At 72.9% G+C, this 25869-nt stretch carries 25 protein-coding genes and 2 pseudogenes; 14 read left to right on the forward strand and 13 right to left on the reverse strand.

Translation table 11 applies throughout. From position 1 onward, the window contains the following. Positions 1-113: 113 nt before the first annotated feature. The 4 genes from dusB to C6W10_RS34885 form a co-directional block, all read right to left on the reverse strand. Complete coding sequence (gene dusB / locus C6W10_RS34870) at positions 114-1292, reverse strand: tRNA dihydrouridine synthase DusB (RefSeq protein ID WP_234359138.1); 1179 nt, start codon at positions 1290-1292, stop codon at positions 114-116. Positions 1293-1363: 71 nt separating this feature from the next. Continuing rightward, complete coding sequence (locus C6W10_RS34875) at positions 1364-2743, reverse strand: glycine--tRNA ligase (RefSeq protein ID WP_107263253.1); 1380 nt, start codon at positions 2741-2743, stop codon at positions 1364-1366. Between the two features lie 222 nt (positions 2744-2965). Further along, positions 2966-3442, reverse strand: coding sequence for a hypothetical protein (locus tag C6W10_RS34880; RefSeq protein WP_107264529.1), 477 nt, complete (start codon positions 3440-3442; stop codon positions 2966-2968). A gap of 270 nt (positions 3443-3712) precedes the next feature. After that, positions 3713-4054, reverse strand: coding sequence for an antibiotic biosynthesis monooxygenase (locus tag C6W10_RS34885; RefSeq protein ID WP_107263254.1), 342 nt, complete (start codon positions 4052-4054; stop codon positions 3713-3715). A 95-nt stretch (positions 4055-4149) separates the two neighbouring features. Here C6W10_RS34885 and C6W10_RS34890 point away from each other — a divergent pair, with 95 nt between their 5' ends. The 6 genes and pseudogenes from C6W10_RS34890 to C6W10_RS34915 all read left to right on the forward strand — a co-directional run bounded on the left by C6W10_RS34890 (position 4150) and on the right by C6W10_RS34915 (position 8060). Continuing rightward, positions 4150-4407, forward strand: a complete 258-nt coding sequence (locus C6W10_RS34890; RefSeq protein WP_107263255.1) for a hypothetical protein — start codon at positions 4150-4152, stop codon at positions 4405-4407. A 109-nt stretch (positions 4408-4516) separates the two neighbouring features. After that, on the forward strand, positions 4517-5482 hold the full coding sequence (locus C6W10_RS34895; protein WP_107263256.1) for a metal ABC transporter substrate-binding protein: 966 nt from the start codon (positions 4517-4519) through the stop codon (positions 5480-5482). Further along, positions 5479-6246 (forward strand): metal ABC transporter ATP-binding protein, encoded by a 768-nt coding sequence (locus tag C6W10_RS34900; RefSeq protein ID WP_107263257.1) that lies wholly within the window; start codon positions 5479-5481, stop codon positions 6244-6246. Before C6W10_RS34895 ends, C6W10_RS34900 begins: the two co-directional genes overlap by 4 nt. 76 nt (positions 6247-6322) lie before the next feature. Further along, positions 6323-7091, forward strand: a pseudogene (locus tag C6W10_RS34905) (metal ABC transporter permease); the annotation flags it as partial. A gap of 213 nt (positions 7092-7304) precedes the next feature. After that, the gene (locus C6W10_RS34910) at positions 7305-7604 is read left to right on the forward strand and encodes a helix-turn-helix transcriptional regulator (protein WP_101367512.1); all 300 of its coding nucleotides are present in this window, start codon (positions 7305-7307) and stop codon (positions 7602-7604) included. A 48-nt stretch (positions 7605-7652) separates the two neighbouring features. After that, a complete protein-coding gene (locus C6W10_RS34915; protein ID WP_107263259.1) occupies positions 7653-8060 on the forward strand; it encodes a Fur family transcriptional regulator in 408 nt (135 codons plus the stop codon). A gap of 12 nt (positions 8061-8072) precedes the next feature. On the opposite strand, the gene C6W10_RS39570 is transcribed toward C6W10_RS34915, so the two are convergent. Then, complete coding sequence (locus C6W10_RS39570; protein WP_107263260.1) at positions 8073-10685, reverse strand: CHAT domain-containing tetratricopeptide repeat protein; 2613 nt, start codon at positions 10683-10685, stop codon at positions 8073-8075. A gap of 203 nt (positions 10686-10888) precedes the next feature. On the opposite strand from C6W10_RS39570, the gene C6W10_RS34925 reads away from it, so the two are divergent. The 5 genes from C6W10_RS34925 (at position 10889) to C6W10_RS34945 (ending at position 15515) form a co-directional block, all read left to right on the forward strand. Continuing rightward, the gene (locus C6W10_RS34925) at positions 10889-12196 is read left to right on the forward strand and encodes a S8 family serine peptidase (protein WP_234361525.1); all 1308 of its coding nucleotides are present in this window, start codon (positions 10889-10891) and stop codon (positions 12194-12196) included. Next, positions 12189-12887 carry an RNA polymerase sigma factor gene (locus tag C6W10_RS34930; protein WP_234361526.1) on the forward strand — a complete coding sequence of 233 codons (699 nt, stop codon included), beginning with the start codon at positions 12189-12191 and terminating at the stop codon, positions 12885-12887. The genes C6W10_RS34925 and C6W10_RS34930 overlap by 8 nt, the downstream gene beginning before the upstream one ends. Continuing rightward, positions 12862-13326, forward strand: coding sequence for a hypothetical protein (locus C6W10_RS34935; protein WP_107264531.1), 465 nt, complete (start codon positions 12862-12864; stop codon positions 13324-13326). The genes C6W10_RS34930 and C6W10_RS34935 overlap by 26 nt, the downstream gene beginning before the upstream one ends. Positions 13327-13677: 351 nt before the next feature. Further along, positions 13678-14712, forward strand: coding sequence for a hypothetical protein (locus tag C6W10_RS34940; protein WP_159104875.1), 1035 nt, complete (start codon positions 13678-13680; stop codon positions 14710-14712). A 188-nt stretch (positions 14713-14900) separates the two neighbouring features. Further along, positions 14901-15515, forward strand: a complete 615-nt coding sequence (locus tag C6W10_RS34945; protein WP_107263263.1) for a hypothetical protein — start codon at positions 14901-14903, stop codon at positions 15513-15515. 89 nt (positions 15516-15604) lie between these two features. Here C6W10_RS34945 and C6W10_RS34950 read toward each other — a convergent pair whose 3' ends face one another. Together C6W10_RS34950 and C6W10_RS34955 are read right to left on the reverse strand one after the other, a co-directional pair. Beyond that, positions 15605-15991 (reverse strand): DoxX family protein, encoded by a 387-nt coding sequence (locus C6W10_RS34950; protein WP_107263264.1) that lies wholly within the window; start codon positions 15989-15991, stop codon positions 15605-15607. 26 nt (positions 15992-16017) lie between these two features. Next, positions 16018-16947, reverse strand: coding sequence for an RNA polymerase sigma-70 factor (locus C6W10_RS34955; protein WP_234361527.1), 930 nt, complete (start codon positions 16945-16947; stop codon positions 16018-16020). A gap of 90 nt (positions 16948-17037) precedes the next feature. Between C6W10_RS34955 and C6W10_RS34960 the strand changes: the two genes are divergently transcribed. Beyond that, complete coding sequence (locus C6W10_RS34960; RefSeq protein ID WP_234361528.1) at positions 17038-18006, forward strand: aldo/keto reductase; 969 nt, start codon at positions 17038-17040, stop codon at positions 18004-18006. A gap of 15 nt (positions 18007-18021) precedes the next feature. On the opposite strand, the gene C6W10_RS34965 is transcribed toward C6W10_RS34960, so the two are convergent. After that, positions 18022-20010 carry an acyl-CoA dehydrogenase family protein gene (locus C6W10_RS34965; protein ID WP_107263266.1) on the reverse strand — a complete coding sequence of 663 codons (1989 nt, stop codon included), beginning with the start codon at positions 20008-20010 and terminating at the stop codon, positions 18022-18024. Positions 20011-20408: 398 nt separating this feature from the next. On the opposite strand from C6W10_RS34965, the gene C6W10_RS34970 reads away from it, so the two are divergent. Then, entirely contained in the window at positions 20409-21089 is a 681-nt protein-coding gene (locus C6W10_RS34970; RefSeq protein ID WP_234361529.1) for a DUF5753 domain-containing protein, read from the forward strand. After that, the gene (locus C6W10_RS34975) at positions 21080-21268 is read left to right on the forward strand and encodes a DUF397 domain-containing protein (RefSeq protein WP_107263268.1); all 189 of its coding nucleotides are present in this window, start codon (positions 21080-21082) and stop codon (positions 21266-21268) included. The genes C6W10_RS34970 and C6W10_RS34975 overlap by 10 nt, the downstream gene beginning before the upstream one ends. A gap of 380 nt (positions 21269-21648) precedes the next feature. Here C6W10_RS34975 and C6W10_RS34980 read toward each other — a convergent pair whose 3' ends face one another. The 5 genes and pseudogenes from C6W10_RS34980 to C6W10_RS39845 form a co-directional block, all read right to left on the reverse strand. Next, on the reverse strand, positions 21649-22530 hold the full coding sequence (locus C6W10_RS34980; RefSeq protein WP_107263269.1) for a serine hydrolase: 882 nt from the start codon (positions 22528-22530) through the stop codon (positions 21649-21651). Positions 22531-22561: 31 nt separating this feature from the next. Then, positions 22562-23254, reverse strand: coding sequence for a hypothetical protein (locus tag C6W10_RS34985; protein ID WP_107263270.1), 693 nt, complete (start codon positions 23252-23254; stop codon positions 22562-22564). Between the two features lie 82 nt (positions 23255-23336). Beyond that, the gene (locus C6W10_RS34990) at positions 23337-25268 is read right to left on the reverse strand and encodes an EAL domain-containing protein (RefSeq protein WP_369938730.1); all 1932 of its coding nucleotides are present in this window, start codon (positions 25266-25268) and stop codon (positions 23337-23339) included. Beyond that, on the reverse strand, positions 25265-25420 hold the full coding sequence (locus tag C6W10_RS39840; protein WP_369938731.1) for a sigma factor-like helix-turn-helix DNA-binding protein: 156 nt from the start codon (positions 25418-25420) through the stop codon (positions 25265-25267). The genes C6W10_RS34990 and C6W10_RS39840 overlap by 4 nt, the downstream gene beginning before the upstream one ends. Positions 25421-25565: 145 nt before the next feature. Then, positions 25566-25847 (reverse strand): annotated as a pseudogene (locus tag C6W10_RS39845) (RNA polymerase sigma factor); the annotation flags it as partial. Positions 25848-25869 lie beyond the last annotated feature (22 nt).

Below are 25869 nucleotides of genomic sequence, written 5' to 3' on the forward strand. Positions count from 1 at the left end.
GCAGACGGGGCAGCTCGACAGTCCCGGAACCGATGACCGGAACCGATGACATGTCGGGACCACGGTCGAACTGCCCGGCGGTCTTGCCGGCCCCGCGCGCGGTGCGGCGGCGCTCAGCCGCCGGAGTCGGCGAGTTCCGCGCCGGCCGGCACCTCGGCGCTGTCCCGGTCGGCCAGCCAGCCGTCCGGCAGGAAGACCTTGCCCGGCGAGTTCGTCCGGCCCCGGGGCTGGCCGAGCGTCTCCAGCGGAAACGGCTCGGCCGGGTCGAGCTTGCCGAGCAGGTCGTCCAGCTCAGCCAGGCTGTTCACCATCGCCAGGGCCCGGCGCAGCTCGCCGCCGACCGGGAAACCCTTCAGATACCAGGCGACGTGCTTGCGGAAGTCGACACAGCCGTCCCGCTCCGCGGTGTCGGGCCGGTCGCCTCCGGCGAACCACTCGACCAGCAGCTCGGCGTGCCGGCGCATGGTCGCCGCGACCTCGCCGAGGGCCGGCAGCCGGCGTACCGGGCGGCCGTCGAAGGCCGCCGCCAGGTCCGCGAAGAGCCAGGGCCGGCCGAGGCAACCACGACCGACCACCACACCGTCCGCCCCGGTGTGCGCGACCATCCGCAGCGCGTCGTCGCCCTCCCAGATGTCGCCGTTGCCGAGTACCGGCACGTCCAGCGCCTGCTTCAGGGTGCCGATCGCGTCCCAGTCCGCCGTACCGGAGTACCGCTGCGCGGCCGTACGCCCGTGCAGCGCGACCGCCGCCACCCCGGCCTCCTGGGCGGCGAGCCCCGCCTCCACGTACGTCAGGTGGTCGTCGTCGATGCCCTTGCGCATCTTGACCGTCACCGGCACCCCGGCCGGGGCGGCCGCCTCGACCGCCGCCCGGACGATCCGGGCGAAGAGCCGGCGCCGCCACGGCAGCGCGGCCCCACCGCCCTTGCGGGTGACCTTCGGCACCGGGCAGCCGAAGTTCAGGTCCACGTGGTCGGCGAGGTCCTCCTCGACCACCATCCGGACCGCCGCCGCCGTCACCTCCGGGTCGATCCCGTAGAGCTGGAGGCTGCGCGGCCGCTCGTCGCCACCGAACGCCACCATCCGGAGCGTCTTCGGGTTCCGCTCGACCAGCGCCCGGGTGGTGACCATCTCGCAGACGTAGAGGCCACCGCCCTGTTCCCGACAGAGACGCCGGAAGGCGACATTCGTGATCCCGGCCATCGGGGCGAGCACCACCGGCGGCCAGACCGGATGCCCGCCCAGCTTCAGCGGGCGGGCAGCGGCCGGTGGCGCGAGGTCGGTCGTGGTCACGCGTTCGAGCATGGCACGTCCGTGCGGGACCCCGGTGACCAGGCGGGCCGGGCCGGCCGGACCCCGCCGGGTCAGCAGCCGGGCAGGCGCTCGAGCAGGTACTGCTCGACCCGGTCCAGGCCGACCCGCTCCTGGGTCATGCTGTCCCGGTTACGAACGGTGACGGCGTTGTCGTCCAGGGTGTCGAAGTCGACGGTGACGCAGAACGGGGTACCGATCTCGTCCTGCCGACGGTAGCGACGGCCGATCGCCTGCGAGTCGTCGAACTCGACCACCCAACGCTTGCGCAGCGCGGCGGCCAGGTCCTTCGCCTTCGGCGAGAGCGAGGGGTTGCGGGAGAGCGGCAGCACGGCCACCTTCACCGGGGAGAGCCGGGGGTCGAGGCGGAGCACGGTGCGCTTGTCGACCCCGCCCTTGGTGTTCGGCGCCTCGTCCTCGTCGTACGCCTCCAGCAGGAAGGCGAGCACCGCCCGGGTCAGCCCGGCGGCCGGCTCGATCACGTACGGCACCCAACGCTGCTGCTTCTCCTGGTCGAAGTAGGACAGGTCGACGCCGGAGTGCTTGCTGTGCGTGGAGAGGTCGAAGTCGGTGCGGTTGGCGATGCCCTCCAGCTCGGAGAACTCGGTGCCACCGAACCGGAACCGGTACTCGATGTCCACGGTCCGCTTCGAGTAGTGCGAGAGCTTCTCCTGCGGGTGCTCCAGGAAGCGCAGGTTCTCCTCGGAGAGACCGAGGTCGATATACCAGTTCCAGCGCTCGCGCAGCCAGTACTCGTGCCATTCCTCGTCGGTGCCCGGCTCGACGAAGAACTCCATCTCCATCTGCTCGAACTCCCGGGTCCGGAAGATGAAGTTGCCCGGGGTGATCTCGTTGCGGAACGACTTGCCGACCTGGGCGATGCCGAACGGCGGCTTCTTCCGGGCCGAGGCGGCCACGTTGTTGTAGTTGACGAAGATGCCCTGCGCGGTCTCCGGCCGGAGGTAGTGCAGGCCCTCCTCGCTCTCCACCGGGCCGAGGTAGGTCTTCATCAGGCCGTTGAACATCCGCGGCTCGGTGAAGGTGCCCTTGTTGCCGCAGTTCGGGCAGTTCAGCTCGGCCAGCGAGGCCGGCGGGTTGCCGTGCTTCTCCGCGTACGCCTCTTCGAGGTGGTCGGCCCGGAACCGCTTGTGGCAGGACTGGCACTCGGTCAGCGGGTCGACGAAGGCGTCCAGGTGGCCGGAGGCGGCCCAGACGTCCCGGGCGAGGATCACCGCCGAGTCGAGGCCGACGATGTCGTCCCGCTGCTGCACCATGGCCCGCCACCACTGGCGGCGGACGTTCTCCTTCAACTCCACGCCGAGCGGGCCGTAGTCCCAGGCCGACCGGGTGCCCCCGTAGATCTCGCTGGACGGGAAGACGAAGCCTCGGCGCTTCGCGAGACTGACGACGGCGTCGATACGGTCGGCTGGCATGGCTACCTCCTACACCGGCTGGCGGCCGGCGGGGACTTCTTCGGGACGGTCAGGGAAACAGGCGGACAGGGACGGCACTCGGACCTGGATCGGGCGGTACTCCGCACAACGGTACGGTCGCCTGCGGCCCGAGCCCAGCAGATTACTCCACCTCGGCGGCCGTACCGCCGCCGCCCGGCGGGCCGGCACGGTTCATCCGATGTCGCGTCATCCGATGTCGCGTCATCTGATGTCGCAGACCCGCAATCCGCCGGTGGTCTGGTCCTGGTCCAGCAGGGCCTGGAGGTTGTCCTGTCCCCCGCCGGCATAGGTGACGTCCACCGGCACGCTCAACTCGCTGGTCAACGACACGTCGCCGATCCGGAACGAGTCGATCTCCGGCTCGGCGCTGACCCGGCGCTCGAACTCGGCCGGCGACTCCCGCTGCCGGGCGGAGTCGCAGAGCAGGTCGTACGCCTTGCGGAAGTCCCCGTCGTCGAGCGCGTCGAAGTAGTCGGTCACCACCGTCCTGGCCTGCTCGTTCAACGCCTGCGAGCCGGAGATCAACAGGCCGACCAGGGCCGCTCCGCCACCGCCGCAGAAGAGGACGACGGCGAGGGCGGCCACCCCGAGCCCCAGCCACAACCGCGCCCCACGCCCCTCGCTGGGCGGCGCGGCGAAGAGCGGCTCCGCACCGGGGCCCGGCGGCGGCGCCGGCACACTCGGCGGCGGACCGTATCCGGCGGGTGGCGGACCATATCCGGCGGTCGGCACCGGCCCGTACCCGCCGGGCGGCGGCGGACCGTACCCGGCGGGTGGCGGGCCATATCCGGGCGGCGGACCGTATCCGGCGGGCGGCGATGGCGGGCCGGGCTGCGGGGCGGCGCCACCGGGTGGGGCCGGGTCGTCGGCCCGGACGGGCTCGGGTGGGGACGACGGCCCGCCGGGCGGTCCGGGAACGGTCATGGGGCAAGGGTAGTGCCCGGCGCATCACCGGCCGGAGTCAGCGGCCCGGTCGCTCGGGGTGACTTCGACCTGGCCGTCCGGTTCGGCGCTGGCCAGCGTCTCGTACGCGGACGGCTCGTCCAGCGACTCGGCGAGCAACGGAGTGGCGTTGACCTTGACGTCGAAGGCGCCGAGGGCCCGCCGGTAGGTACCGACCGACTCCCACTCGGTGACCAGGCACCAGTGCCGGGGGTCGTCGAGGGCCCGCAGCAGTTGGCCCCGGCGGTATCCCGGCCGGGCGGCGAGGGCGGCCAGCGCGGCGTGCGCCCGTTCCGTGAAGGTTCCGGCGGTCTCCTCTGCCACCACGAAGCGGTTGGTCACCAGCACGTACGCCTCCTGCCGGGTGCCGGGGCCCGGCGAGCTGGGGTGTCGCTGACGACAGCTCACCGGCCCGGGCACCGAGATCTCGTAGAGTCTGTGGAATGCAGCGTACGCAGAGCGTTCTGCTGACCCGCCTGGCCCGGGTCAACCCCACGGGTGTGTTCCTGGCCGCCCTGGCGCTGATGCTGGTCGCCCTCTTCGCGCCGGGGATCGTCGGCGGGGCGCTGCTGCTGGCGATCGCGGCCGGGCTGGCCGCGCTGCTGGTGACCACCTGGCCGGTGCAGCGCCCGGCGACCCGGATCCTCCGGCTGGTGATCCTGACCCTGCTGGTCGGTGCCGCGCTGATGAAGATCCTCTGATGGCCACCCGCCAGCTGCCGGTTCCCCGACCGGTGCCGAGCGTATGACGCGGTTCCATGCAAGCATGCGTTTTTGACAATCATTCTCATTGTCGCGGAGAGTGGATGACATGGTGATCCGCTCCGCCCTCCGTACCGTCGCCCTTACCACCACCGGCCTGCTCGCGCTGGCCGGCGCCGCCGCCTGTGGCAACGACGGCAGCGGCGCCGACCCCGACCGGGTCGACGTCGTCGCCGCCTTCTATCCCCTCCAGTTCGTCACCGAACGTGTCGGCGGGGACGCCGTCCGGGTGACCAACCTCGCCAAGCCCGGCGCCGAGCCGCACGACCTGGAACTCAACCCGGGCCAGGTCGGCCAGGTCAGCGACGCCGAACTGGTCGTCTACCTCGCCGGCTTCCAGCCGAACGTGGACGAGGCGGTGCAGCAGCAGGCCGAGGACCGGGCCTTCGACGTGGCCACCGTGCAGCCGCTGCTGGCCGCCACCGCCGGCGGACACGAACACGAGGGCGAAGACGGGCACGAGGGCCAGGGCGCCGAGCAGGCGGAGGGAGCGGCCGGCAAGGACCCGCACGTCTGGCTGGACCCGACCCGGCTCGCCGGGATCGCCGACAAGCTGGCCGAGCGGCTCGGCACGGTCGACCCGGACCGGGCCGCCGACTACACCGCCCGGGCGAAGGCGCTCCGCACCGAACTGGAGACCCTCGATTCCGAGTACGCCAAGGGGCTGGCGAACTGCCAGCGGCGCGAACTGGTGACCAGCCACACCGCCTTCGGGTATCTGGCCGAGCGCTACCGGCTGGAGCAGATCGGCATCTCCGGGCTGACCCCGGAGGACGAGCCGGCCCCGCAGCGGCTGGCCGAGGTGGCCGCCGAGGCCCGGGAGCACCACACGAGCACGATCTTCTTCGAGACCCTGGTCAGCCCGAAGGTCGCCGAGACGATCGCCCGGGAGGTCGGGGCGAAGACCGCCGTACTGGATCCGATCGAGGGCCTGCAACCCGGCAGTACCGGGGACTACCTTTCGGTGATGCGCAGCAACCTCGCGGCCCTGAGGACCGGACTGGGATGCTCATGACCGGACCTGTCGTCACCGTGCAGCACGGCGTGGTCGCCTACGACGACCGGGCCGTGCTGCGCGGTGTCTCCCTGCGGGTCGACCCCGGCGAGGTGGTCGCCGTACTCGGCGCCAACGGCTCCGGCAAGTCCACCCTGATCCGGGCGATCCTCGGGCTGGTGCCGCTGGCCGCCGGGACGGTCACCCTGTTCGGCACCCCGCAGCGCCGGTTCCGGCAGTGGGCCCGGATCGGGTACGTGCCGCAGCGGATGGGCGCCGGCAGCGGCGTACCGGCGACCGTGGCCGAGGTGGTCGCCTCCGGACGGCTGGCCCGGCGCGGCGTGTTCCGGCCGCCGGGGCGGGTCGACCGGGCGGCGGTGGCCGAGGCGCTGGCGGCGGTCGGGCTCGCCGACCGGGCCGGTGACCCGGTGGCCACCCTCTCCGGCGGGCAGCAGCAGCGCACCCTGATCGCCCGGGCCCTCGCCGGCCGGCCGGAGCTGCTGGTCCTCGACGAGCCGACCGCCGGGGTCGACTCGGCCAGCCAGGACGCCTTCGCCGAGGCGCTGCGCGGGTTCGTCGCCGGTGGCGGGACGGTGCTGCTGGTCGCGCACGAACTCGGGCCACTGGCCGGGGTGATCACCCGGGCGGTGGTCGTACACGAGGGAACGATCGCGCACGACGGCGCGGTACCGGAACCGGCCGGGCACCACGCGGCGCCCGGACACGAGCACGTCCACCCGCACGCGCCGGAGGAGTCGACAGGGATGTGGGGCAGCCGGCCGTGAGCGAGCGAAGCGAGCGAATCAGCAAGCACAGTGTCGATGTGCCTCATGCCGGCACGGAGCGCAGCGGAGGGCCGGCATGAGTCTCTTCCAGTACGACTTCATGATCAGAGCCCTGGTCGGGGCGCTGGTGATCGGGCTGACCGCCCCGGCGCTCGGCATCTATCTGGTGCAGCGCCGGATGTCGCTGATCGGTGACGGGGTCGGACACGTCGCGCTGACCGGGGTCGGGGTCGGGCTGCTGCTCGACCGGTCCCCGGTGCTGACGGCGGTGATCGTCGCCGCGGTCGCCGCGATCGGCATCGAGCTGATCCGGGAACGCGGCCGGACCTCCGGCGACGTCGCCCTGGCGATGCTCTTCTACGGCGGCATCGCCGGTGGCGTGATGCTGGTCGGGCTCTCCGGCAGCCGGAGCAACGCCAACCTGATGGCGTACCTCTTCGGCTCGCTGACCACGACGTCGCCGCAGGATCTGGTGGTGATCGTGGTCCTCGCGGCGGTGGTCCTGACCGCCATGGTCGCGCTGCGCCCGGCGCTCTTCGCGATCTGCCACGACGAGGAGTACGCCCGGGTCTCCGGCCTGCCGGTCCGGGCGCTGAACCTGCTGCTCGCGGTGACCACGGCGGTGACCGTGACCATCGCGATGCGGGCGGTCGGGCTGCTGCTGATCAGCGCCCTGATGGTGGTGCCGGTGGCCACCGCGCAGCTGTTCACCCGGGGCTTCCTCGGCACCATGCTCGCCGCGATGGGGCTGGGGCTGCTCGCCTCCGGCTCCGGGGTGTGGCTGGCCGGCACCGCCAACACCGCGCTCGGGGCCACCATCGTGATCCTGGCGATCGGGCTCTTCCTGGTGGCCTCGGTGGCCGTGGCGGTACGCCGGGCGGTGGCCCGACGCCGTGCCGTGCCCGGGCCGGATCCGCACGTCGAACCCTGTGACGTGGTGCTCGACGCCGCCCGGCAAGCCGCCCAGGACCCGGCCCCGTCGACCGGGCCGGTCCCGGTTGACCTTGGAACCGCGCACCGAACGGCGGTACGCCGTTAACAACGGTTACCGTTACGGGGTGACGGGCACAAACGCCTACGAGGCCTACGCGGGCGCCGGTGAGCTGCTACGAGCGCTCGCCGCACCGATCCGGCTCGCCATCGTCAGCGAACTCGCGCACGGCGAACGGTGCGTGCACGAACTGGTGGAGACCCTCGGCGCCCCGCAGCCGCTCGTCTCCCAGCACCTGCGGGTACTCCGCGGCGCCGGGGTGGTACGCGGCTCGCGGCGCGGTCGGGAAATCGCCTATACCTTGGTCGACGAGCACATCGCGCATATCGTGGCGGACGCGGTGAGCCATTCGGGGGAAGCCACCTGACGGGGGACGTCCGGCGGCAGGCACCTGACACGACGCGAGGAGGGCGAGATGGCGGCGGCGGAGAGCGGCGCGGCGGTACGCAACACCCGACAGCGCAGCGCGGTCAGCGCCCTGCTCGGTGAGGTCGAGGGCTTCCACAGCGCCCAGGACCTGCACGCGATGTTGCGCAGCCGTGGCGAACGGGTCGGCCTGACCACCGTCTACCGCACCCTGCAAGGGCTCGCCGACGCGGGCGAGATCGACGTGATGCGCCCGCCGGGCGGCGAGCACCTCTACCGGCGGTGCAGCGAGGGGCACCACCACCACCTGGTCTGCCGGGCCTGCGGGCGTACGGTCGAGGTGGAGGGGCCGGCCGTGGAGAGCTGGGCCGACCGGGTCGCCAACAAGCACGGCTTCTCCGACGTCAGCCACACCCTGGAGATCTTCGGCACCTGCCCTGACTGCGCCGGCCGGTGAGCTGAGCCGGGGTCAGCCCGCCCCGAAGCAGACGAAGGCCGCCGCCGTGGCCTGCGCGGAGCCGTCGCCGTCGGCGGCGAACTCCCGCTGGGCGGCGGCGAGCGCCGACGCCGGCCGGGCGCCGGCACCCATCCGGCGGTGCAGGTCCAGCATCAGCGTGCTGGTCAGATCGGCCGGCACCGGCAGCACGGTGGCGATCAGGCTGCTGGCGCCGAGGGCCAGCAGCACCGAGGTGAAGCCCATCACCTCGTCACCGGGGCGTACCCCGGACAGCCCCGAGTCGCAGGCGGAGAGCACCACACAGCCGGGCGGTCGGGGCAGCCGCTCCAACTCGTACGCGGTCAGCGGTCCGTCGGCGAGGTCCAGTGTGGAGAAGAGCGGGTTGTCGGCCCGGAAGGTCCCGTGCGCCGCGATGTGCGCCAGCCGGGCCCCGTCCAGCCCCGTGGTCACCGCCTCGGCGGTCGCGCCCTCGCCGGCCAGCAGCCGCGCCCCGGGCAGTACCCGGCTCAGCAGGCGTACCTCGGTCTCGGCGGCCGGCAGGCGCGGGCCGGCGGCGAGCAGCGGCGGACCGTCCGGCAGCGTACGGCGGGCGGCGGCAAGCCACGCCGTCGCCGACGGAGCCACCGTCACCGGCCGTCCGGCGCAGGTCGGCAACCCCGCCCAGGCAACCGCGTGCAACGCCCCGATCGGCACCATCACCAGCGGCCGGTCGGCCAGGCGCGCCCGCAGCGGCCCGAAGAGCTGCCGGTCCAGGGCCGACGCGGCGTGCTCGACCCCGGCCCGCGCGTCGGGGGTGTCCCCGGTGACGACCAGCCGGCGCAGACCGAACCGGTGCAGCCGGGCGGCGTGCAGTGCCGCCTCCAGCGGGCCGAGGTCGTGCAGGGTCGCCCGGCAGTCCCGGAGCAGCACCGCCCGGAGCCGTTCCCGGTGGGCCACCAGTTCCACCAGTACGGCGTCGCCGAGCCACTCGCCGAGGGTCTGCACACCCGGCGGCGCCAGCAGCCCGCCGTCGCCGTCGACCCCCCGGGCCAGCTCCCGGATCTGCCGTTCTAGCCGGGCCTGGCGGCGGCGCAGCGCGGTCACCGGGCGGCCGGCGAGCAGCGCCTCCTCCAGCGCACCGCTGACCATCCGCAGCTCGGCGAGGGCGGCGGCGAGCCCGACGTCCTGCGGCGGAAGCACCGCCCGCATCCGCAGCGCGCTGGCGCGCCACCGCTCCGTCCAGGCCAGCACCTGGGCGGGGGTACCGGAGGTGATCGCCAGGTCGACTCCCTCGGCCGCGAGTTCCTGGCCGTGTGCGCCGCTGTGCGCGCGCAACTCGGTGGCGCCGAGCGCGGCCCGGTAGCCGTCGAGTACCGCCAGTCCGCGCTGCAACGCGCGGGCGCCGCCCCGGTGGTCGCCGTCGAGCCGCCGGGACAGCGCCAGCGCGTACCAGCCCTGCGCCCGCCGCGACGCCGTACCCCGGCGGCGGGCCCGGGCGGCGACCGCCAGCAGTTCCGCCGCCCGACCGGTACGCCCCAGCGCGGTGGCCAGCGAAGCGGCCTCGATCCGGGTGGTCAGCGCCGGTCCCGGCCATCCGGTGGCGTCGAGCTGGTCGGCGGTACGCACCAGCGCGGTCAGCAGCGCCGCCGAGCGGGTACCCCGGCGCAGCTCGGCGCGGAGTTCGACGTGCCGGGCGAAGGCGGCCCAGGTGCGTCGCCCCTGCCGGCGGAACCGGACCCGCGCCTCGGCGGCGGCCGTGGTGGCGGTCTCCAGGTCACCGGCGAGCAGCGCGGCCCGGGCGCGGGCGAGCAGCGCCTCGGCGAGATCCGAGGCCATCCCCCGCCGGCGCAGCTCGCGTACGGCGAGGCTGGCCACCTCGACCGCCTCGTCGACAAGTGGTACGGAGAGCAGCAGCTCGAACCGGTCCAGCAGCAGCGCCGGCCGGGGCACGTTGAGCCGGGCGTACTCTTCCTCGACGGCGGCGAAGCGGCGCAGCGCCCCGGGGATGTCGCCGCCGTGGCTCGCGGCGATGCCGAGGTTCCACCGGACGTCGGCGGCGGCCAGGTCGAGTCCGAGCCGTTGGAAGATGGCGGCGGCGCAACCGAGGTCGTCGTCGGCGCCGAGGGTGGCGCCCCGGTGCGCGTTGAGCAGCCCTCGGTTGTTCCGGGCGCGCGCCTCCAGCAGCAGGTCGCCCTCGCGCCCGGCGATCTCCACCGCGATCCCGTACTCCCGGACCGCCTCCTCGAACTGGCCGCGGAAGTGCAGCACCACGCCCCGCTGCATCCGGGCCCGCCCGGCGTCGGCGCCGGTCAGCTCGGGCAGCGCCGAGGTGACCTCGGCCAGTGCGGCGGAGGTGCGGCCGGCGTTGGCGAGTACGTAGCCGAGGCTCATCCTGGCCAGTGCCGCCACCCGGGGCGTGCCGGCGGCGCGCAACGCACGGCGCAGGTGCCGCAGGGCCGCCGGCAGGTCGTTGAGTTCCCGCAGCGCCAGCCCGATCGCCCGCTCGGCGGTGGAGCGCTCGTCGGCGTCGGAGTGGGCGGTGGCCAGCACCCGCCGACCGAGCATGATCGCTTCGCGGGGATAGCGCTGTACGGCGTCGAGCGCCGCCCGGGCCGTGGGAGCGACGGAGCCGGCGCTGTCACCCATGCGGACAGAATCCCCGATCGATGACCTTGGGTCAATCTGTACGGTTATCCGAAAAGCGACGATTCCACGACCCCTCACGGATCCGCGATTATTGACAATCGACTATCACTGGAAAACAATCGACACGGTCGGGGAATGTCTCGGGGAGTTGGCCCGCCGAAGCGCCCGCCGACCGCACTTCTTTCGTTCATTTGGGAGGACCGGTGTCGCCTGACCGTCCCGTCGCGCCGCGCCCGATCGGTCGGTTGTCCCGCCGGCATCTCATGGCGCTGGCCGCGCTGACCGCAGCCACCCCGTTGGGCGCCGGACTCCGGCCCGGGCCCGCCCTCGCCGGCAGCGACGACGACGCGTACCAGCGGGCATTTCAGCAACTGCTGGCGGCCGATCCGGACGTGCTGGTCCACGACGAGCCCGGCCGGGAGTTCCTCTACCGCCCCCGGCAGTTGCTGGTGGCCAACCCGGACGCCGAACGGGTGGTGACCGCACTGCGCAAGGCCGGGCATCCGGTCACCCGGGGCGGCGAGTTCGCCGGTGTCACCCGGCTGCGCTTCGACCGGGAGGCCCACGTCCCCTCGGTCGTGGCGAAGCTGCGCGATCCACGGCAGTGGCCCGACCAACCGATACCCCGGGTGCAACCGCACCACGTGCTGCTCGGCTACGGCAACATCATGGGCAACCCGGGCGGGCCACCGCAGGTCGCCGCCGCCCTGCCCGCCCCGGATCCGGCGCACGCCGGGGACGGCGCCGGGGTGACGGTGGGGATCTGCGACACCGGGGTCTGGCGACTGGCCGGCGCCCGCCATCCGGAGTGGCTCGGCGGCGGCTACCTGCCGCAGGTCGACGACGAGGACCCGCTCTACCTGCACAGCGACGTGCTCGGCCCGCAGGGTGGGCACGGCACCTTCGTCGCCGGGGTGGTCCGGCAGGCCGCCCCGGGCGTGTCGTTCGACCCCGAGCCGGCGCTGAACCCGACCGGCGTCGGCGACGAGGAGATGCTGGCGGCGGCCCTGGCCGGACTCGGCCCGGACGTGTCGATCGTCAACCTGTCGCTGGGCTGTTTCACCCAGGACGACCTGCCGCCACTGCCGCTGGCGAACGTCCTCGCCGGCAAGCGGGCGGGCAGCGTCGTCGTCGCGGCCAGCGGTAACGCCGGCACCGCCCGGCCGGCCTGGCCGGCCGCGCTGCCGGAGGTGGTGGCGGTGGCGGCGGTCAGCCAGGGGGCGAACGGGCTGCTGCCGGCCGCGTACAGCGGCTTCGGGTCCTGGGTGGACGCCTGCGCCGTCGGCGAGCGGACCAGCACCTACGTGGACGGCCGGCTGCTGCTGCCCGGCCGGCCCGTCAAGGAGTTCCGCGGGTACGCGACCTGGGCCGGCACCTCCTTCGCGGCGGCACACGTCTCGGGCCGGCTGGCCGCCCTGATGAGCGCCACCGGGCTCGACGCCGAGCAGGCCCGGCTGGTCCTGCTCGGCGAGCCCGACTGGCACCCCGACTACGGCGTACTCGTTGACTGAGCAGCCCGATCCCGCCACGGGTCCGGACGCCGGCCCGGCACCGGAGGTCCCGACGAGCGACGCGATCCTCGCCGGTCTGGTCTCCGCCGCCGCGAACGGCGACGAGTTCGCCTGGGTCGAGCTGGTCCGCCGCTACGCCCCACTGGTCCTGTCGGTGATCCGGGCGCACGGGCTGAACCGGACCGACGCGGCCGACGTGAATCAGACCGTCTGGCTGCGCCTGGTGGAGCACCTGGGCCGGGTACGCGAGCCCGCCGCCCTGGCCACCTGGCTGGCCACCACCACCCGGCGGGAGTGCTACCGGCTGGTCCGGGTCGGCCGGCGTACCCAGCCGTTCGACCCGCTCGACGAGGCCGTCGAGGCGACCATCGGCGCCCTGCTGCCACCGGACTTCAGAACGCCGGACGAGAACCTGCTCCGGGCGGAACGCCGGCAGGCGCTACGGGACGGCTTCGGCCAGCTTCCGGCGCGCTGCCGGGAGTTGCTCTCCCTGCTGGTCGCCGATCCCCCGACCAGCTACCGGGAGATCGCGCAGCGGTTGGGCATGCCGATCGGCAGCATCGGCCCCTCGCAGGCACGCTGCCTGCGGAAGCTGCGCAACTCCCCCGCGCTCGCCGCGTTCGTCGGGGCGTCCTCGGACGCCGAGGGGAGCGGAGGTGACCGCGATGGGGCTGTGGCCGCCGGCCGATGACGACGCCCTGCTGAGCGAGCTGGGTGCGGCGCTGCGCGAGGCAGGGCCACCGCCGGAGGAGTTCCTGACCGCCGCGTACGCGGCGTTCAGCTGGCGGACCGTGGACGCCGAACTGGCCGTCGCCGAGCTGACCTTCGACTCGGCGTGCGACCCCGAGCCGGCCGGGCTGACCCGGTCCACCGGCTCCACCCGCGCCCTGGCGTTCCACGCCGGTCCGGTCGTCGTCGCGATCGAGGTGACCGGGACCGGCATCGTCGGCCAGCTCTCACCGGCTCGCGGCGGCCGGGTCGTCGCCCGCACCCCGGGCGGCCCCTATGAGGAGGTCGCCGTGGACCCGGTCGGCTTCTTCTCGCTGGGTCCGCCGCCGCCCGGTCCGGTCCAACTGCACGCGCGGACCTCCGACTACGCGGTGGCGACCAGCTGGGTCTCGCTCCGCTGAGCCGACCGACCCGGACGCTCCGCTGAGCCGACCGACCCGGATGCTCCGCCGCCACCGGCAACCGCCGCCACCCTCGACCGCCGCCGGGGCCGTCGTGTGCGCCCGGACAGGTGTGGCCGTACAAGAGGACCGTCGGGCTCCGTTGATACAAATAGGCACGTAATTCTTCCGCTCGCATTCCGCCTTATTCGAGAATTACTCCCTCCCCGGCATATGCGGGCACGCGCGGCAATCGAATTATTCGCCTGTTCCATTGCCTCCGACCATTGGATTAGAGTCCTTTTGCCGGCCCGGTACGAGCGCGCTCCTCATTGCTCATCGCCCCAGTACCCGAGGAGAAGGAACCCCCAAATGACCACTGCGAGTCCACGTCTGTTCCGAACCGCCGGAGTGTTGTTCGGCGCGGTATTGGCGACGCTGCTGACCGTCTCGACGAGTGGCGCCGCCCTGGGCGGCGTCGGCAACGGGTCGGAGGCCGGCGCGGCGGTCTCCGCGCGTACCGACGTGTTCATGAAGGACACCGCGTCGGACGTCGGGAACGAGCCGCACGGGGCGATCTATTCGTCCTTCTTCAACAGCCCGGACGTCAAGATCTGCCCCAGCGCGATCGAGTGCGCGTCGCACACGAACCCGGTCGTGGGGTCGACCAGCTACATCTTCGTCAAGCTCCGGAACCCGGGCCCGTACGGGTCGGGGATCAGCTCCGGCACGCTGCGTGCGTACTACACCACCTCGGGTGGCGCCGCGAACTGGCCGGCCCACTGGACCCCGATCGGCTCGAAGAGCCTGCCGGTCGCACCCGGTGAGACCGTCACCTCGATCGCGTGGCCGAACGTCCCCTCCATCGGCCACTTCTGCCTGCTGCTCCGCTGGGAGTCCGAGACCGACCCGATGAACTTCGAGGGGACGACGACCTCCATCAACACGCAGTACAACAACAACCTCGCCTGGAAGAACGCCAACACCGTCCCGGCCACCCCGGGCGGGCCGCCGGTCGACCGGCCGTACGCGCTGGCGAACGCGCTGCCGGTGCCGGCGAACTTCGATCTCGTGTTCCGCCCGGCGGACCAGGGCGCGCCGAACCTGAAGATCCTGGTCGACCTCGGCCCGGAGCTGTTCGAGCGCTGGGTACGAGCCGGCCGGGCGGGTGACGGCGTCCGGGTGGTCGGTCGGACCCAGCTGGAGGTCGACCCGAACAAGGCACAGATCAGGGACCTGCTGATCAATCCGGAGGAGCGTCCCGTCGTCAAGCTCAGCTTCGCGGTCGGCGAGGGCGGGCAGAAGCCGTACGTGCTCCAGGTGCTACAGGTCGGACCGGCCCGGGAGGGCGGCGAGAAGTTCGTGCTGGGCGGGGTGGACTACACCATCGTGTCGGGCCGAGGCTGACAACGGAGGACGGTGGGCCGAGGCTGACGACGGAGGGCCGAGGCTGACGACGGAGGACGGTGGGCCGGGGGGCCGGGGAGGGCTCCCCGGCCCATCGGCCGTGCGCAGGCCGGCGCGACACCGGCAGCCCGCTCGGCCTCCTCGGAGCCGGTCGGCGACACGGTCCGGCCCGTGGCACGCTGACCGGCATGAGGATCTACGCCGATCGCTTCCCGACCGCCGCCCGCCAACTCCTCACCGACCTGCTCGTCGTCGCCTGGATCTATCTGTGGATCCGGGCCGCCATGTGGCTGCACGACCTGGTGCAGAAGCTCGCCGTACCCGGACAGAAGCTGGAGGGGGCCGGCGGTGGACTGGCCGACAACCTGGCCGACGCGGGCGGCAAGATCGGCCGGGTACCGGTGGTGGGTGACGAGCTGACCTCGCCGTTCGAGAAGGCCGCCGGGGCGGCGCGGGCGATGGCGGACGCCGGGCGGGAGCAGCAGGAGCTGGTCGGCGAGCTGGCGTTGGCGCTCGCGCTGGCGCTGCTGGTGTTTCCGCTCGGGGTGGTGCTGTTGGGGTGGCTGCCGCTGCGGGTGCGCTGGATGCGGCGGGCCGGTGCGGCCCGGGCACTGCGGTCGGCGCCGGCCGGCCGGGACCTGTTGGCGTTGCGGGCGCTGGCGAACCAGCCGATCCGGCGGCTGACCCGGATCGACCCGGACGTGGCGCAGGCGTGGCGTCGGGGTGACCCGGCGGCGGTGGAGGCGTTGGCGGCGCTGGAGCTGCGGGCGCTCGGCCTGCGGGCCACCCCGGTACGCCGCTGACGCCGCCACCGCCGCCACCTTCGAGGATCACCTGAGAAGGCTGACGGAGGGACAGAGAAGGCTGACGGAGGGACAGCCGGGCCGCCGGCTCAGCCGGTGAAGGACTCGGGGCCGAAACGACCCCAGGCCACGAAGACGGCCATGCCGAGATAGACCAGGTCGCCGATGATCGTCGCCCGCTCGCCACGGCGGAGACGCATCGCCGCCGCCGCGCCGAACAGCAGCGCCACGCAGGTGGCGGTGACCGGCACCAGAACCGGCGCGATGTCGAGTACGGCGGGCAGGATCAGGCCCGCGACGGCCAGGATTTCGACGGCTCCGATGGCCCGGAGTGCGCCGGGGCTGAAGTCGAGGACCCACTGGGCGGCGTGGCCACCCATGGCCGCCATCTTCTCCCTGGGCACGAACATCTTGGAGGTGCTGACCAGCAGGACGGTGGCCAGTACGCCGGTGACGATCCACAGAGCCAGGTTCATCAGGATTTCCTTTCGAGCACGGATAATCAGCTGTCGGCTGGCGGTCGGCGGGGCTGGCGGCTGGCGCGCACCAGGGCGGCCAGGTCGCCGACCGGGCCGAAGTGCCGCAGCTTGTCGGGGTTGACGACGGAGTGGATCGTCTGGACCTGACCGTCGGCGATGCCGAGCCCGATCACCCCGACCAGCCGGTCCTGCGAATCGAACGCCATCGCGCCGGGCTGGCCGTTGACCTCGGCGAGCTGGACGCGCACGCCGAGGCGGGGCAGCGCCGAGATCCCGGCCAGCAGGGCCCGGGCCACCCGCTGCCGGCCGTTGAGCGGCCGCCCCAGCGCCGGCGCCCTGCCGCCGCCGTCGCCGTGCAGTGCCACGTCCTGCGCCAGCAGTTCCTCCAGCGCCCGCAGGTCGCCCTGACCGGCTGCGGCGAAGAAGCGCTCGGCCAATTCTTGCCGCTGCCGCCGGGAGGCGTGATAGCGCGGCCGGCGCTCCCGGAGATGGTTGCGGGCCCGGGCGACCAGGTGCCGGGCACCGTCCACATCGGTGCCGACGATCTCGGCGACCTCCGGGTACGGATAGTCGAACACCTCGCGCAGCAGGAACGCGGCCCGCTGCTGCGGCGTCAGGCTCTCCAGCAGCACCAGGAACGCCAGCGACAGCGAGTCGGCGGTCTCCGCGTACTCGGCCGGTGACGGGTCGGTGACCAGTGGCTCCGGCAGCCACTCGCCGACGTACCTCTCCCGGCGCACCCGGGCCGAGCGCAGCTGGTCGATGGCAAGCCGGGTGACCAGGGTGGCGAGGTACGCCCGGGGCGAGGCGATCGACTCACCCCGGCGCAGGGTCTGGTGCATCCGCAGGAACGCTTCCTGCACCACGTCCTCGGCCTCGCTCACGCTGCCGAGCATCTGGTAGGCGATGGCGAACGCCTGCGGTCGCAGCTCGGCGTAGAGCTCCGAGGACATGACATCTCCGCTCGTCGGGTTCACCCATAGAGACGAGACACCCGGACGCCCCATGACCGGCAGTCAGCCAGGTCACAGTAGGGTGCGGTCGTGCACGGAGAACAGCAACCGCCGGACGCCTTCCCCCGCCGCCCGCTCGGCGCCACCGGCCTGCGCGTCACGCCGGTCTGCGTCGGCGGCGGCCCGCTGGGCAGCATGCCGGGCCTCTTCGGGTACGACGTCAGCGCCGAACGCGGCACCGAGACCGCGCTCGCCGCGCTGACCGGCCCGTTCAACTTCCTCGACACCGCCGCCGGCTACAGCGACGGGGAGAGCGAGCGACGGGTCGGCGCCGCGCTGCGCCGGATCGGCGGCGTGCCGGAGGGCTTCGTGCTGGCCACCAAGGTGGACCGGGACATGCGGACCGGTGACTTCTCCGGTGCGCAGATGCGCCGCTCGACCGAGGGCAGCCTGGAACGGCTCGGCCTGGACCGGCTGCCGCTGGTCTATCTGCACGACCCGGAGCACATCAGTTTCGAGGCCGGCATGGCGCCGGGCGGCCCGGTCGAGGCGCTGCTCGAACTACAGCGCGAGGGCGTGATCGAACACCTCGGGGTGGCCGGCGGCCCGGTGGAGCTGATGGCGCGATACCTGCGTACGGGGCACTTCGCGGCGTTGATCACGCACAACCGGTGGACCCTGGTGGACCGCTCGGCCGGTGACCTGATCGACGAGGCGGTCTCGCTCGGCGTCGGTGTGGTGAACGCCGCCCCTTTCGCCAGCGGCATCCTGGCCAAGGGTCCCGCCCGGTTCACCAAGTACGCCTATCGGCAGGCCGACGACGCGATGCTGGACCGGATCCGGGCGATGGAGGCGGCGTGCGCGGCGCACGGCGTACCGCTCGCGGCGGCGGCGCTCCAGTTCTCGCTGCGCGACCCCCGGATCACCTCCACCATCGTCGGGGTGTCCCGCCCGGAGCGGATCCCGGAGACCGCCCGGCTCGCCACCTGGGCGATCCCCGAGGAACTCTGGGAGACCCTGGCTCCGCTCACCGCCCCGAAGGAATCCTGGCTCTACTGACCTGACCCTCCGGCCTCAGTTTCCCCCTCCCGGCTTCGGAATCCGGCGGCGTACGTCCTCGGCGGTCGACGGGCCGGGCTGCCAGGGGGCGACCCAGGGCAGGTCGGCGGGCGGGGTGACGACACCCTCCTCCACGAAGGCGTACCGGCCGGCGAGGATCCGCTTCGCCGCCGCCGTGTCGACCGAGTCGGTGTTCTCCCAGAGTGCCCGGAACAGCGCGGCGATCCGCACCCTCGCCTGCCGGCAGAAGAGGTCGGCCAGTTCGACGCCCTCGGGCCGGGTCTCCCGTTCGGCGTGCGCCCGTACGCAGACCGCCGACATCGCGAAGAGTTCCGCGCCGATGTCCACGATCCGGCCGAGGAAGCCCTGCTTGTGTTCCAGTTTCCCCTGCCAGCGGGACATCCCCAGGAACGTGGACCGGGCCAGTTTGCGGGACGACCGCTCGACGTGCCGCAGGTGACCGGCGAGGGGCCCGTACCCGGCGTACCCGCCGGGGTTCTGCCCGCGTCCGACCGCGAGGGTCGGCAGCCACCTGGCGTAGAACGCGCCCGCCCTGGCCCCGGCCCGGACCTTCCGGCCGAGTTCGGCGTCGGGGTCGATGATGTCGCCGGCCACCGAGAGATGGGCGTCGACCGCCTCCCGGGCGATCAGCAGGTGCATGATCTCGGTCGACCCCTCGAAGATCCGGTTGATCCGCAGGTCGCGGAGGATCTGCTCGACGGCGGCCGGCCGCTCGCCCCGGGCGGTCAGCGAGTCGGCGGTTTCGTAGCCGCGCCCGCCCCGGATCTGCACCAGTTCGTCGGCGATCTTCCAGGCCATCTCGCTGGCGTAGAGCTTGACCAGGGCGGCCTCGATCCGGATGTCGTTGGTGTCGTCGTCGGCGAGCAGGCAGCAGAGGTCGAGCATCGTCTCCATGCCGTAGGTGGTGGCGGCGATGAAGGCGAGCTTGCTGGCGACGGCCTCGTGCCCGCCGACCGGCCGTCCCCACTGAACCCGTTCGGCGGCCCACTCCCGGGCCACGTTCAGCGACCACTTGCCGGCGCCGACGCACATCGCCGGCAGCGAGAGCCGGCCGGTGTTCAGGGTGGTCAGCGCGATCTTCAGGCCGCGTCCCTCGCCGCCGATGACGTTCTCGGCGGGTACGAGGACGTCGGTGAAGCGGGTCAGGCTGTTCTCCAGGCCGCGCAGCCCGAGGAAGGCGTTGCGCCGTTCGACGGTGATCCCGGGCGAGTCCGCCTCGACGACGAACGCGGTGATCCCGCCGCGCCGCCCCTCGGACGCCGGCACCCGGGCCATCGCCACCAGCAGCGAGGCCACGGTGCCGTTGGTGGCCCAGAGCTTGACCCCGTTGAGCCGGTAGCCGGTGCCGTCGGGGGTCGGCTCGGCGGTGGTGGCCAGCCGGGCCGGGTCGGAGCCGACGTCCGGCTCGGTCAGCAGGAACGCCGACACCTCACCGGCGGCCAGCCGGGGCAGGAAGCGCTGCTTCTGCTCGTCGGTGCCGAAGAGTTTCAGTGGCTGCGGCACCCCGATCGACTGGTGCGCGGAGAGCAGCGCGCCGATCGCCGGGCTGGCCGAGCCGGCCAGGGTCAGCGCCCGGCAGTAGTGCAGATTGCTCAGGCCGAGGCCGCCGTACTTCTTGTCGATTTTCATTCCGAAGCTGCCGAGCCGGGCGAGTCCGGCGAAGACCTCGTCCGGGATCTCGGCGTCCCGCTCGATCGCCGCGCCGTCCACCTCGGACCGGACGTAGGTGTCGAGCCGGTCGAGGAACTGCTGCGCCTCGGCGGCACGCTCGGGGTCGGGCTGCGGCCACGGGTCGATCAGGTCCAGCCGGAGCCGGCCGAGGAAGAGTTCCTTGCCGAAGCTCGGCTTGCGCCACTCGGTCTCCCGGGCGGCCTCGGCGACCTGCCGGGCCTCCCGCTCGGAGACCTGCCCGGCCTCCTTGGGCAGTGGCCCGACTCCGTCCGATCCGCTCGCCGCCGGCCTGTTCTGCTCTGTCGTGGTCACGGCAACCCCCTCGATCGAGTACGGCGGTGAGGGGTCACCCGCGCTCATCACTCCGTGTGGCGGAGCGGGCAACCCCCTTGACGTGCTGCGGCCGAATACACCACCAACGCTACCCGGTTTTGTTACCCGTCGGTAGCACAAAATATGCACATGCCGTCATCCCTGGCAGCGCGCCTGGCGCCGGGCCGCCCTGCCGGGCGCGCGGCCTGCCGCCGGGCTGGGCGCGCGGCCCGCCACCGGTGCCGGGCTCGCGGCTTGCCACCGGGTCGGGCGGCGGGCAGACGCACCGCCGCCCAAGGAGTGACAGTGCGTTGGCGAGACTGTCGAGCTGCCCCGCTTGTGCGCCCACGCTCTGAGCGCCGCGACGCGACAGGCGGATCAGCTTCTCCGGTTCCCTGGTGAGCGCGGTGGAGACCGGCACCCGCCCGCTGGACTTCCGCTACCTGGCCCTGGCGGACCGCGAGCTTGACACCGGCGGCCTCTTCGTGGAGCTGCTTCGGATTGCCACCCGGGACAACCAGTGGTTCCGCTCGTGGCGGGACGCCGAACGGAACGCACGGATACTCCGGACGTTCGAACCGAACCTGGTGCCCGGCCTGTTGCAGACCGAGGCGTACGCCCGGACGGTGATCGCCGCCGGCAGCCGGCTCACCGAGCAGGAGATCGAGCGCCGGGTGGCCGTCCGGCTGGATCGGCAGACCATCCTCACCCGGGAGATGCCGGTGCAGCTCTTCGCGGTGCTCGACGCCACCGTGCTGGGCCGGCTGATCGGGACTCCGGCGATCATGCGGGAGCAGCTCGACCACCTGATCGCGATGGCCGAGTTGCCGAACGCCGACCTGCTGGTCGTGCCGACCGGCATCGGCATGTACGCCGGGCTGGCCGGGCCGTTCGTGCTGGCCGCGCTGGAGGGCAACGGCTGGCTCGGCCATCTGGACAATCTGCTCCGTGGTCAGATCGTCACGCTGCCGGACGAGATTGATAGCCTGCAAGAGGCGTGGGAATGCGTCCGCAGCGAGGCGTTGCCGCGCCAGCACTCCCTCGACCTGTTCAAGGAAGCGGCGAAGACATGGACCTGAGCAACGCCCAGTGGCGCACCTCCACCCGCTCCTCCAACGGCGGCAACACCTGCGTCGAGGTGGCCGACAACCTCCCCGACGCCGTACACGTCCGCGACAGCAAGGACCGCCGGGGCCCCGTGCTCACCTTCAGCACCGACGCCTGGCGCACCTTCGTCCACACCGTCAGTACCCACTGACCCCTGAGCCACGGCGGCCGGCCGGGATTCGGTCACCTGTACGCCAGAGGCGCTACGCCGGGCAGATAACGCCTCTGACGTCCAGGTGAGCACCGAGCGCCGGCCGGACGGCACCCGCCCGACACGGCCGGCGCCCGAGTAGACAGCAGCCGGGTAGACAGCGCACCGGGCAGACAGCAGCCGGGCAGACAAAAGCCGGGCAGGCAGCGCGCTGCGGGTGCGCAGGTGGGGCAGCTCGACAGTCTCCGGCACGGGGTACCTGCCGGGCCAGCGGAGCCTTCTCCGGACAAGCGGACAAGCGGACAAGCGGACAAGCGGGCAGGCGCGGCAAGCGCGGCAAGCGGGGCGAGCTGGCAGGTGGGCCCTGCCGGCCGATCAGATCAGTTCGGCGGGCCACCGACCGGTGGGATCGCGCGCAGCTCGGTGAGGGCGTACTTCGCGGCCTTCTCCACCGCCGCGATCCCCTTCTGTTGCGTCGCATGGTGATCGGAGAGCACGGCGATCAGCCAGTCCCGGCCCGGCTCGACGATCCGGCCGATGCTGTTGGCCAGCCACAGCCCGTTGTCGGCGTCGACCGTCGTCCAGCCGTTCTTGACGTAGCTCGTGGTGCCGGCCCGACCGGCGGCGGCGGTGATCCCCCAGTCCTGCTGCTTGTCGACCTCACCCATCAGCCCGAGCAGGAACTCCCGGCCCTCGTCGCCGAGCGGGCCGGTCGGGTCGGTGACCGCGGTGAGCAGCCGGAGCTGGTCGGCGGCGGTCGTCGTGGTCATCCCCCAACTCGAACTCGGAGTGGTCTGGCGCAGCCCGAGGGTCCGGTTCGCGGCGGTCAGCCCGGACCGGTAGCCGATGGCGGCGTAGAGGCCGCTCGCCGCCGCGTTGTCGCTGACCACGATCATCGAGCGGGCCAGTCGCCGCTCGTTCGCGCTGAGCCTGCGCCCCTGGTCCTGGCGGCGCAGCAGCAACGCGGCCAGGATGTCGACCTTGACGATGCTGGCGGTCTGGTACCGCCGGGTGCCGGCGGTGACCGCCAGGCCGCTGGTCCGGTCCCGCACCGCGAGCGTGACCCGGCCACCGACTCCGCGCAGGTAACGCTCGATCCGGGTACGCGCCAGCGCCGGGTAGTCCGGGGTCGGGCTGGGCGTCGGTCGGGGCGGGCTGGCCGCCGTCTCCGGCCCGGGGCTGGCACCCGCCGACCCCGCCCACCGGTACGCCAGCCCGGTGCCGGCCGCACCCGTGCCGAGCAACGCGGCGGCGGTGGCCACGAGCAACTCCCGGCGGCTCGGCCCGCGACGGCTAGTCAAGGAGGTCCGCCAACTTCTTCGCCACCGCGTACCCGGTGTCCCGGTCCACCGGCCCCGGAACGTTCAGCGTCGAGAGCCGGTCGCCGTGGCGTACCGCCACCAGCAGCGTGGACCGGGCCGGCGCCCCCGGCGACTCGATCCGCCCCCGCACCAGCACAGCGTCGGTGGGCGGCAGGCCGGTGTCGAGAAGCGTGAACGAGATGCTGGCGCCGTAGGCGTCGTACCGGGAGCAGGTGCCCACCACCCGGCGCACGTCGTCGAGGGCCCGCACCGCCCAGCCCGGCTCGTACGCCTCGACCACCTGCGTCGCGACCAGCTCGGTCGGCTCGTGCCGGTAGCGGCGCTGCACGGCGGCGCTGCGATGCCGCTGGGCCGGATAGTCCTCCGCCCGGTACGCCGGGCAGTCGGCCTGGAGCCACGGCCACGGCGGCGGCTCCGGCGGATGCGGGCTCTGCCGCCATCCCGTGCCGAGTCCGCTCGGCTGGAGCAGGGCCAGGTCGAGCGCTGCCGGCCGGTCAGCCGGACCACTCGCGGTCAGCCGGGCACCTTCGCCGGCCGACGAGCGGGGTGCCGGATCGGCGGCACAGCCGGCGGTGAGGCCGGCGACCACCAGCACCACCAGCAGCAGGACGGCTGTCGCGAACTGCCGGTCGACGGCCGGTGACGACCTTGCTCGGGCTTCCACACCCCTTAATGACGACCATCGGCCCCGGGACTTTGCATGGACCGTCGACCGGCTACGGTGAGCCGGCCGACGGTCGGTGCGGCTATCCGGTGGCGGCCCGCAGCTCCCGCTCCGGATCGACCTCCGGCTCGGCCGGCACCAGCGGGGTACGCGCCGGGCTGGTCACCGGCTTGGGCTTGCCGACCAGGTACCCCTGGGCGAAGTCCACCCCGTAGTCGCGGAGCAGATCCATGGTGGCCTCGTCCTCCACGTGCTCGGCGGCGGTCCGGATGCCCAACCCGCGGCACATCTCGACGATCGACCGCACGATGCCCCGGTTCGCCACCGAGTGCGCGATGCCGGCGATGAACTCGCCACCCACCTTCACCAGGTCCACCGGAAAACAGGTGAGGAAGGCGAACGGCACGTGCCCGGAGCCGAAGTCGTCGAGCGCGAGCTGGCAGCCGAGCTGGCGGATCCCGTACGCGAAGTTGTGCGCCTCGGTCAGGTTGCCGATCCGCGCCGTCTCGGTGATCTCGAAGGTGAGCTGGCCGGGATCGACGTCGTACTGCTGGAGTCGCTGCTGTACCCGCTCCAGCAGGTGCGGGTCGCCGAGCGATCGCCCGGAGAGGTTCACCTGGTAGTGCGAGGTACGCGGGCCCCGGGCGATGAGTTCGATGGTCCGGTCGATCACCCACCGGTCGATCGGCAGGATCTCGTCCAGCCGTTCCGCGTCGCCGAGCAGGGTCGACGCCGAGTGTGCCTGCCCGCCGTCGTTGACCACCCGGAGCAGGATCTCCTGCCGGGTGATCTGGTTGAGTCGCAGGTCGAGGATCGGCTGGGTGTAGAGGGTGAACCGGTTCTCCGCCACCGTGGCGCGTACCCGGCTCCGGCACAGCTCCCGGCGCTCGTCCTCGGCGGCCGGCTGGTCCAGGGCGACCCGGTCGACGCCGGTCGCCCGGGCCCGGCGCCAGGCCGTCTCGGCGTCCACGATCAGGTCGACGCCTCGGCTGCCGTCCCGCCCCTGGTAGCGGACCAGGCCGCCCCAGGCGTCGACCAGGCGGGTCCGGCCGAGCACGAAGGACTGCGACCGGATGCCGTCGATGATCCGCTCGGCGAGCGCGGTGGCCGAACTCAGCGTGGTGCGCTGCATCAGCACCCCGAACTCGTACGGACCGGTCAGCCCGCAGACGTCGGTGCGGCGGGCGACCCGGCGGACGACCTGGGCGACCGCCACCGCCAGCCGCTGCTGCTCGTCCGCGTCGCCGCCGAACTCACCCTCCGGATCGGGGTCGAGCCCGGCGTCGGGGCCGGTGGCCGGGCCGACCGGTTCGACGGCCACCACCAGCAGCACGCCGGGCCCGCCCCGCTGGGCGGTGTCGATCTCGTCGGCGAACCTCGCCCGGTGGAAGAGCCCGGTGACCGGGTCCCGGCCGGCCAGTTCCGCCTGCACCGTCTCGCGGCGGCGGGCCAGTCGGGCCTGCTCCTGGCGGGCGAGTTCGAGTTCGGTGATGTCCCGGCCGGTGGCGATGATGCCGTACGGCCGGTTCTCCGCGTCGACGACGTATTCGAGGTGGCAGTGCACGTACCGGGTGACCCGGTCCGGGCCGATCACCCGGCAGGTCGTCTCCCGGACGGTCCGGTCCCGCCACACCGACTCGACCACCCGACGTACCCCGTCGACGTCGTCGGGGTGGACCAGTCGGGTCAGCGTCGCGACCGAGTGCCGGAGGGTGCCGGGCGGATAGCCGAGGATCAGGGCCATCTCGTCGGACCAGGTCAGTTCTCCGCTGGCCCGGACCCAGGTCACGGTGCCGAGCTTGGCCAACTGGGCCGCCCGGGTGATCCGGGCCACCTCGTCGGTGTCGGTGGTCAGCGGATCGCGTACCTCGATGTCGCCGGTCAGGTCCCGGCCCTCGGAGAGCGCCCGCTGGTATTCCTGCTGCACCCGGCGGGTCGCCCGGCGGGCCCGGGCCCGTTCCAGTTCGCTGAGCGTCCGGTCGGAGGCCAGCGACAGGATGTCGTCCAGGTTCATCCCCGCTCCCTCCCGGAGGGCGTGTCGAAGCCCGCCTGCTGGGCGAGTTCCTTCAACCGGGACCGCGCCTCCTGCCGGTAGGTCCGCACCGTGTTGTAGGCGATGCCGAGGATGGCCGCGATCTCGTCGTCGGACCAGCCGTCGAGTGCCAGTACGAAGACCTCGGCCTGCCGGGGGTGGCAGCCTCGGCAGCCAGCCGCGCAGCAGTTCCCGGGCCTCCGCCGGGTCGGCCGGTTCGGCGAGCCGTTCCGGCGGCACCTCCTCCAGACTGACCGTCACGTCCTGCCGGCGGCGCCGTTGCAGCACCAGCAGCTTGTACCGGGCGGTCTTGTACATCCAGGCCAGCGGCTTCTCGTAGTCGCGGATCTGCTCCCACTTGTCCCGGGCGGTGATGAACGCCTCCTGTACGGCGTCCTCGGCCAGCCCCCGGTCCGGGCACTGGGCGAGCAGGAAGCGCTCGACCAGCACGAAGTTCCGCTGGCAGAACGCCTCGAAGCTCACCTCGGACTCGGCCTGGCCCCGGTCCCCCAACCGGGCGGCCGACTCGGCCCGCACCACCGCGTTGTCCCCGCTCCTCATGCCGCCTCGCCCCCGTCTGTTC

The sequence above is a fragment of the Plantactinospora sp. BB1 genome (genome assembly GCF_003030385.1).
GTDB lineage: Bacteria > Actinomycetota > Actinomycetes > Mycobacteriales > Micromonosporaceae > Plantactinospora.

Bases quoted from the DNA above. Each gene is read 5' to 3' on its own strand.
- C6W10_RS34875 (WP_107263253.1), bottom strand. From the start codon at position 2,743: ATGCCAGCCGACCGTATCGACGCCGTCGTCAGTCTCGCGAAGCGCCGA.
- C6W10_RS34890 (WP_107263255.1), top strand. From the start codon at position 4,150: ATGCAGCGTACGCAGAGCGTTCTGCTGACCCGCCTGGCCCGGGTCAAC.
- C6W10_RS34895 (WP_107263256.1), top strand. From the start codon at position 4,517: ATGGTGATCCGCTCCGCCCTCCGTACCGTCGCCCTTACCACCACCGGC.
- C6W10_RS34900 (WP_107263257.1), top strand. From the start codon at position 5,479: ATGACCGGACCTGTCGTCACCGTGCAGCACGGCGTGGTCGCCTACGAC.
- C6W10_RS34915 (WP_107263259.1), top strand. From the start codon at position 7,653: ATGGCGGCGGCGGAGAGCGGCGCGGCGGTACGCAACACCCGACAGCGC.
- C6W10_RS39570 (WP_107263260.1), bottom strand. From the start codon at position 10,685: ATGGGTGACAGCGCCGGCTCCGTCGCTCCCACGGCCCGGGCGGCGCTC.
- C6W10_RS34935 (WP_107264531.1), top strand. From the start codon at position 12,862: ATGGGGCTGTGGCCGCCGGCCGATGACGACGCCCTGCTGAGCGAGCTG.
- C6W10_RS34940 (WP_159104875.1), top strand. From the start codon at position 13,678: ATGACCACTGCGAGTCCACGTCTGTTCCGAACCGCCGGAGTGTTGTTC.
- C6W10_RS34945 (WP_107263263.1), top strand. From the start codon at position 14,901: ATGAGGATCTACGCCGATCGCTTCCCGACCGCCGCCCGCCAACTCCTC.
- C6W10_RS34950 (WP_107263264.1), bottom strand. From the start codon at position 15,991: ATGAACCTGGCTCTGTGGATCGTCACCGGCGTACTGGCCACCGTCCTG.
- C6W10_RS34955 (WP_234361527.1), bottom strand. From the start codon at position 16,947: ATGTCCTCGGAGCTCTACGCCGAGCTGCGACCGCAGGCGTTCGCCATC.
- C6W10_RS34975 (WP_107263268.1), top strand. From the start codon at position 21,080: ATGGACCTGAGCAACGCCCAGTGGCGCACCTCCACCCGCTCCTCCAAC.
- C6W10_RS34990 (WP_369938730.1), bottom strand. From the start codon at position 25,268: ATGAACCTGGACGACATCCTGTCGCTGGCCTCCGACCGGACGCTCAGC.